Source organism: Mojavia sp., assembly GCF_059505145.1.
This window is the reverse complement of sequence record NZ_JCACKA010000136.1, coordinates 11,366-18,198: the sequence shown is the minus strand read 5'-3', so window position 1 is coordinate 18,198 and position 6,833 is coordinate 11,366. Positions and strand designations below refer to the sequence as shown.

At 41.0% G+C, this 6,833-nt stretch carries 5 protein-coding genes; 2 read left to right on the top strand and 3 right to left on the bottom strand.

Annotation, left to right across the window (positions count from 1 at the left end):
* Positions 1–323: 323 nt before the first annotated feature.
* The gene (locus tag AC5JL8_RS37090; RefSeq protein WP_495884685.1) at positions 324–818 is read right to left on the bottom strand and encodes a hypothetical protein; all 495 of its coding nucleotides are present in this window, start codon (positions 816–818) and stop codon (positions 324–326) included.
* Between the two features lie 356 nt (positions 819–1,174).
* Between AC5JL8_RS37090 and AC5JL8_RS37085 the strand changes: the two genes are divergently transcribed.
* The gene (locus AC5JL8_RS37085) at positions 1,175–2,866 is read left to right on the top strand and encodes a potassium channel family protein (protein ID WP_495884684.1); all 1,692 of its coding nucleotides are present in this window, start codon (positions 1,175–1,177) and stop codon (positions 2,864–2,866) included.
* A gap of 312 nt (positions 2,867–3,178) precedes the next feature.
* Entirely contained in the window at positions 3,179–4,903 is a 1,725-nt protein-coding gene (locus AC5JL8_RS37080; protein ID WP_495884683.1) for a cation:proton antiporter, read from the top strand.
* Positions 4,904–4,929: 26 nt separating this feature from the next.
* On the opposite strand, the gene AC5JL8_RS37075 is transcribed toward AC5JL8_RS37080, so the two are convergent.
* Complete coding sequence (locus tag AC5JL8_RS37075; RefSeq protein ID WP_495884682.1) at positions 4,930–5,802, bottom strand: MBL fold metallo-hydrolase; 873 nt, start codon at positions 5,800–5,802, stop codon at positions 4,930–4,932.
* 510 nt (positions 5,803–6,312) lie between these two features.
* Positions 6,313–6,555, bottom strand: coding sequence for a type II toxin-antitoxin system HicB family antitoxin (locus tag AC5JL8_RS37070; protein ID WP_495884681.1), 243 nt, complete (start codon positions 6,553–6,555; stop codon positions 6,313–6,315).
* Positions 6,556–6,833 lie beyond the last annotated feature (278 nt).

The window sequence follows — 6,833 nt, the reverse complement described above, 5'->3', positions numbered from 1 at the left end:
CGTTAATCAGTATCTGAGGTGGATGAACGAGTCTTTGAACTCCGTTAATCAGTATTTGAGGTGGATGAACGAGTATCAGAACTCCGTTTTGTAAAATTCAACGTACCGCGCCGACTGTTATTCCGCTAGAACTAAAATTCAAAGGTTAATAGCCCAAGTCCACTTGAGTAGACTTGGGCTATGCAGTTGAGTCTACTGAAGTAGACTTTAGCTATTAGCTTTGGAATTGATTCCAAGGCGGGTTTGCAACGAAACGAGAGATTTAAAAAATGTAGGTAATCACAAGACTTACAGCCCATGTTCCCACGTCTTTTCTTCAATGCTTAGTCAGCAACTGCCCACCTTACATAAGGGCGAGAAGCCGCGACAGTTTTATAGCTGATTTCCTTAGCAGGTGCATTAATTTTTCGCAAATCTACACGGAAATAAGCTTGCTTATTCTTAAATTGCACATTGTAGAATGTGTATTCTTTATTTTGTATTTGACCGACACAAGAAGCATAATTATCGCGTAGAGGTGATACAAATTCCACAACCTGCTTATTAGATGAAACTAACTTAGCCGAGTCAGAAAATGCTCTAGTATCTGCAACTACTGTATGTTCAGCACCACCTTCGTAAGGTAATACAAACCACCACAGCCCAATTGTTTGGGGACAAGTACCAGCGCTACGTTGTACCTTTAGCGTCACATTGGGTGCAGAAATCGGCCCTGGCGCTGACTGTGGTTGTGCTTGTGCCGTAGCCGAAATTATTCCTGCTACCGTTAAGGAAGATACAATTCCACTAAGAGTTGTTACTTTTACTAAGTTATTCATACACTGAAGTCTTTCACATTCAAGCCATCTAAATAACATTGACTCTCAGCATCTTGTGAAAGTGCCATCTTATTTTAATAGGGCTGACAGATTCGCAAAAAACAAGTAGAACTTACGCAAGAACTTTCGGAAACTCTTATAACTTTGTGTCCTTTGCGTCCTTTGCGGTTCGTTTTTTCATAATTTTGCGTAAGTCCTGACAAGCCTTTGCGATCGCTTCCCCGCGATCGCAAAGGCAAATTTTGAATTTTGAATTGCTTACCGTGTTGTCAGTTACAGTTCTCCTCAAGGAAAGTGGGCAACAATGTTAATCAATAACTGAGAATGCAGCCCTTCTCAAATAATGCTGCTATTTCATGAAACCCCGAATTATTGTTTGTGGCTTAGGACGTACTGGATATAAAGTCTTTCGGTTGCTGAGACAGCAGGGAGCGTTTGTTATTGGCATTCATCACAAACCCATTCCTGGCGAAGCCGCTGGAGATGTAATTGTTGGTGATGTACATACTGCGGCTACTCTTACAGCAGCGGGAATTGAGCAGGCACACACTTTAGTAATTGCTGGCTCGGATGATGCGCGTAATTTAGCAATTATGATGCAAGCGCGGGTGCTGAATCCGAATATTCGGATTATCAACCGCTTTTATAATACAAGTTTGGCTGAACGCCTCGATCATACTTTGTCAGACCATTTAAGTATGAGCGTTGTGGGTTTGGCAGCACCAGTGTTTACTTTTGCCGCACAGGGTAATAAAGCGATTGGTCAAATCAAGTTATTTCAACAAACTTGGCCGATTCAAGAAGAATATATTGATGAATATCATCCTTGGCTAGGGCGTAAATTGAGTGAGTTGTGGGAAGATTGTTCGCGGATGCTAATTTATTACTTGCCCGTACAAGGCGAGATGAATTTAGTATCTGCGGTACTATCTGGACAAGAATTAAAATTAGGCGATCGCATCATTGTTGGTATCCAACCCCGCATCCGTCCTATCCGCAAATCATGGGTAAGAAAAATACTCAAAGTTTGTACTAGTTTAAGGCAGTTTCAAAAACACGCTCATTCGGTTGTAGCGATGGCAGTTGTGCTACTAGTGATTATCTTACTTGCCTCACTCACTTATGTTTCTGCTAATTTAAATATCTCTTTTGTTGATGCCTTATATTTTGCTGTCGGCATGATTACCGGAGCCGGTGGTAATGACAAAGTAGTAGAATCTGCTCCCAATAGTATTAAATTATTTACCGTTGTCATGATGCTGGTTGGTGCAGCGGTAATTGGTATTTGGTATGCAATGCTTACCGATTTTGTTCTTGGCAACCGCTTTAAGCAATTTTGGGACGCAGCCCGTATACCTGTGCGCCATCACTACATCGTTTGCGGTTTGAGTGGTATAGGAGTCAGAATTGTTCAGGAACTTCATGCTAGTGGGCATGAGGTGGTAGTAATTGAAACTGACTCCAACAACAGATTTGTCAACACTACGCGAGGTTTAGGTATTCCAGTTATTCAAGGTGATGCCAGCTTCCGAACAATCCTGAAATCTAGCAATATAGACTCTGCTGCCGCAGTACTTGCTGTTACCAGCAACGATGCAATTAACTTAGAAATTGCCTTAAAAGCCAAAGGATTATCACCCACTATTCCAGTAATTGTCCATTATGCCGACCCTGATTTTGCAGGCATGGCACAACAAGTATTTGATTTCGAGGCAGTATTAAGCCCTGCGGAACTAGCAGCCCCAGCTTTTGCCGCAGCTGCATTAGGCGGACGCATCCTCGGCAATGGCATTACCGCAGACAGTCTTTGGGTAGCCTTTGCCACAATGATTACGCACTCACACCCTTTTTCCGGTCAACTGGTGAAAGATGTAGCAATGTCCGCTGACTTTGTACCCTTATATTTAGAAACTAGTGGCGAAACCTTTCATGGCTGGAATTTGCTAGAAACCGAACTCAGTCCTGGGGATATTTTATATTTAACAATGCCTGCAAATCGGTTATATCAGTTGTGGCGTGATGAACGAGTATGTGAAACGCACGCGTAATACCAATTCTCAAAAAGGAAGCAACAGATGATGACGCAAAGATTGATATGTCGTCAGATTTTAGAGAAATTGTAGAAGGCGATCGCAATTAAAAATTCGTAGTTCGTAATTCGTAATTAACAGGGCATTAGTGTAGCGTGGGCAATGCCCACTCACTTGTATTTCAAAAATCTCAAGCAAGTTGTAGAACAATTATTAATCACTAAGCGACAAAACATCAGTCAGGTTAGCTCCAAAAATGTATATTTACTTACCCCATGACAAGCTAGGCTGAAAAAGTGAGCAACTAAAACTTTAACAAACAGCAATATCATGGCATCCGAGTATAGTTTAATTCTGGATTTGACCATCGTTTTGGGGGCTACGGCGCTGGGAGGATTTCTGGCAAATCGGCTGCGTCAACCTGTTCTGCTTGGTTATTTAGTTAGTGGAATTTTTGTTGGCCCTTTTGGTTTTAAGCTATTAAGTAATATTGCCGACATTAAGTCTTTGGCAGAAATTGGTGTTGCTTTCCTACTGTTCGCTTTGGGTGTGGAATTCTCTTTAGCAGAACTGAAACGAGTTAAGGAAATTGCCCTACAAGGAAGTTTATTGCAAATTGGTTTGACTACCGCATTGGTAGCCTTAATTTCAGTGATTGCAGGCTGGGCTTCTGGAATTACCGAAGGAATTTTTCTGGGAGCAGTTCTTTCTCTATCTTCGACTGCGGTGGTATTAAAAACACTCACAGAAAGAGGTGAAATTAATACACATCATGGGCAAATTATGCTGGCAATTTTAATTGCTCAAGATTTGGCCTTAGGTGTGATGTTAGCAATTTTTCCGGCTTTGAGACATTCCGAAAATATTACTATGGCTCTAGGCATTGCTACACTCAAAATTTTGGTATTTGTAACAGTAGCAATCATCTTGAGTCGATGGATTGTCCCCCCTGTCATCAGAAGTTTTGCAGCTACAGAGAGTAATGAATTATTTCTGTTAGCGGTAATTGCCTTGTGTTTGGGAGTTGCTTTAACAACAGCCGCTTTGGGGCTTTCAATTGCAATGGGCGCATTTGTTGCCGGTTTAATGATTTCCGAAATTGATTATGCTGATCAGGCACTAGCAAAAGTTTTACCTCTACGAGATACCTTTGCTAGTCTATTTTTCGCCTCGATTGGGATGCTCATAGATCCGGGTATTCTCATCCAAAATTTTGTACTAATTTTAGAACTAGTAACTATGGTAATGTTGGGTAAAGCAGCGATTGTTTTACCCATCGTTCTCAGGTTTGGCTATTCTTTAAAAACTGCCACTATAGTCAGTTTTGGCATCAATCAAATTGGAGAATTTTCTTTTGTATTAGCTTTGGTAGGTCTAGAGTTAGGATTGATTTCCCAACAAACCTATCTCTTATTGTTGGGAACAACGGCAATTACACTGGTGCTAACTCCTGCATGGATAAACGTCGGGCCGCAACTGGCAGATAAACTAACTCAAGTACCCTTATTTGCACAGTATTTGCGACGCTTTGCGACACCAAAAACCATATCCATGCCAGAAACAATGAGTGGTCATGTAGTGGTAGCGGGTTACGGTAGAGTTGGGCAAGTAATTGTCAATATTTTACAAAGCCAAGGATATCCAGTTTTAGTAATCGAGAATAGCGAAGCGTCTGTGCAAAGGCTGCGGATGCACCAGATTCCTTACATTTTTGGCGACGCCGATTCTGAATTAGTATTAGAGAAAGCACATTTAGAAACTGCCAAAGCCTTGACAATTGCCCTTCCCGACCCCGCCAGTACACGCTTACTTCTAAAACGTGCCCTTGCTATTGCACCAAATTTAGATGTGATTGCGCGATCGCACACTGACAAAGAAATTGATATTTTAACTCAAATGGGTGCAATAGAAGTCGTGCAACCTGAATTTGAAGCAGCGTTAGAGTTGGGAAACCATCTACTAAAAACCTTGGGTGCAGCAGAAAGTCATATCCGCACCGTCATCAATACCATTCGTAAAGACCGTTATTTAAGCATTCGACCAGCACGGGAATGATCTTTACTTCTTAACGCAAAATAAGTCTACATTGACTCCATCCACTCAATACACTTGTGCATCTGCTGATGCATGATATTAACATCAGCGTGAAATCTCCGCCCATGACCTGGCAGCACCCACTCAAATGAGTAATTAGCCAGTTTATGCATTGATTTAACTTGTTCTGTCCAGGAATACCAACAAAAATCGCGGAACGCAATCAACTGGTGTAAATCTTCTGACCAAGCAAGATGGTCGCCAGTGAAAAGAAACTTGTTTTTATAAAGTAAAACTGTGTGTCCTTTGGAATGACCGGGAACTGGAATAATTAAAACATCCGCAGTCAAAGAAAATGGTTCAAAACCAGTGAGCTTTATTTCTACATTGCGAGTACCCGCAGTAATATCATCAGCATGAAGGATGCGCTGACACTGAAAATATTCAGCAAACTTTTGATGATCTGCTATATCATCTCTGTGAGTCAGGTACATATAACGAATTCCGCCCATCTCCTCAAAACGCTTGGCTAAGGGCGGTGTAAATCTTGGAGAATCTACTAAAATATTACCTTCTGGATGTTGAATAAAATAGCTACTAGCACCATAAGATTTTTCCGAATGATAGCCACAATGGTAAACATTTTCCTCCACTAAAATCGGAAAACTTTCTTGAGCTATTTTGATATCTTCTGGCTTTTCAACTGTGCCAATAGAACTAGTAGGACAAGCTAAAAGTGCTTGTAATGCTGCTAATCTTTCTTTCTCATTTGTAGGTTGGTGATAAACTGCCGATTGTTCATCAACACTATGAAAAACTTCAGGAGTCATCCAGCGACAGGTATCACAATCTATACAAGTAGTATCTACATAAAAATCGCCATTAACATTTTCGGGGCGACGAAGTTTTAAATGAGCCATGTTAAACCTCTTTCCGCCTAGCTATTTGCTGGGAAGTAATAAACCTCATATCACTACGCTAGCAAAAGTAAACTCCGGCTATGGAAGCCGTTAGAGGTAAATCTGCTCAACAAATAGAAAATTATTTCAACCCAGCAGACAGAAATGGGAAAACTGAACACATCACCATCTGGACAGCTACCTAGAGCAATATGGAGTATGAGATTGGTTGGCAGAAGAAAAAGACTCTCTACCCTCATATCAAAGCTTACGGATTGTCAAATATATTAGAAATAGGGTGTGTTATGGTGCTTTCTTCCTTTGCGCCTTTGCGTCTTTGCGTGAGATTTAAAGTTAATATATCTGCAACAAGAATCAACTTCGCAAATGGCGGGGGTTCCCAGCCCCTACATCTACATTTTTAGATTATTTTAACTTCGTTTAATTTTAAATTTTTTAATGCGATAATTGGCAACGCGATCGCAATAAATGATGACATCTATAGCCCATTAATTGCTCCAAAAGCTGGCATTAGGCAACCTCTTTCTGGACATTCAGGTTAATCCCGCCAAGTATCGGTAGAGTATGACCCAAACGCAATCCTAAAATGATCCACCCTTCCAGAGTTTCTTGCAAATCATCTCGGCAAGCTTCTAGTGTAGCAGCATTTGTCCACACACCTGGACACTCAGGAATTTCACTATAAAAAGTTCCATCTTCCAGCAACTCATAAGTTGCTTTGTGCATTGCTGTATTGATGTAATGTGTCAACATTTCTATTTGTCAGATTTTAAAAGGCGCTAAAGCGCAACTACGAACCTTTTTTATTGCAACATTTTAGCTTAGACACGCCACTACATTGTAAGAATGTTTGAGATTAGCTCAGGGTGCCATCGCACGTGACATTACTATTTAATGAGCGATCGCACTTGGTAGGGCTGGCAATACCCACCTGACAAAACTATAGGCAAAAAGTTGCAACATTCATGCAAAAGTCGCAATATGCTGCAACATTAAGGCAAACAGTTACAATATTAAGGGTTAAAGTTCTA

What these genes read in the sequence shown, in the direction of transcription:
- AC5JL8_RS37075 (WP_495884682.1), bottom strand. Translation starts at nt 5,802, where the DNA reads ATGGCTCATTTAAAACTTCGTCGCCCCGAAAATGTTAATGGCGATTTT.
- AC5JL8_RS37080 (WP_495884683.1), top strand. Translation starts at nt 3,179, where the DNA reads ATGGCATCCGAGTATAGTTTAATTCTGGATTTGACCATCGTTTTGGGG.
- AC5JL8_RS37070 (WP_495884681.1), bottom strand. Translation starts at nt 6,555, where the DNA reads ATGTTGACACATTACATCAATACAGCAATGCACAAAGCAACTTATGAG.
- AC5JL8_RS37085 (WP_495884684.1), top strand. Translation starts at nt 1,175, where the DNA reads ATGAAACCCCGAATTATTGTTTGTGGCTTAGGACGTACTGGATATAAA.
- AC5JL8_RS37090 (WP_495884685.1), bottom strand. Translation starts at nt 818, where the DNA reads ATGAATAACTTAGTAAAAGTAACAACTCTTAGTGGAATTGTATCTTCC.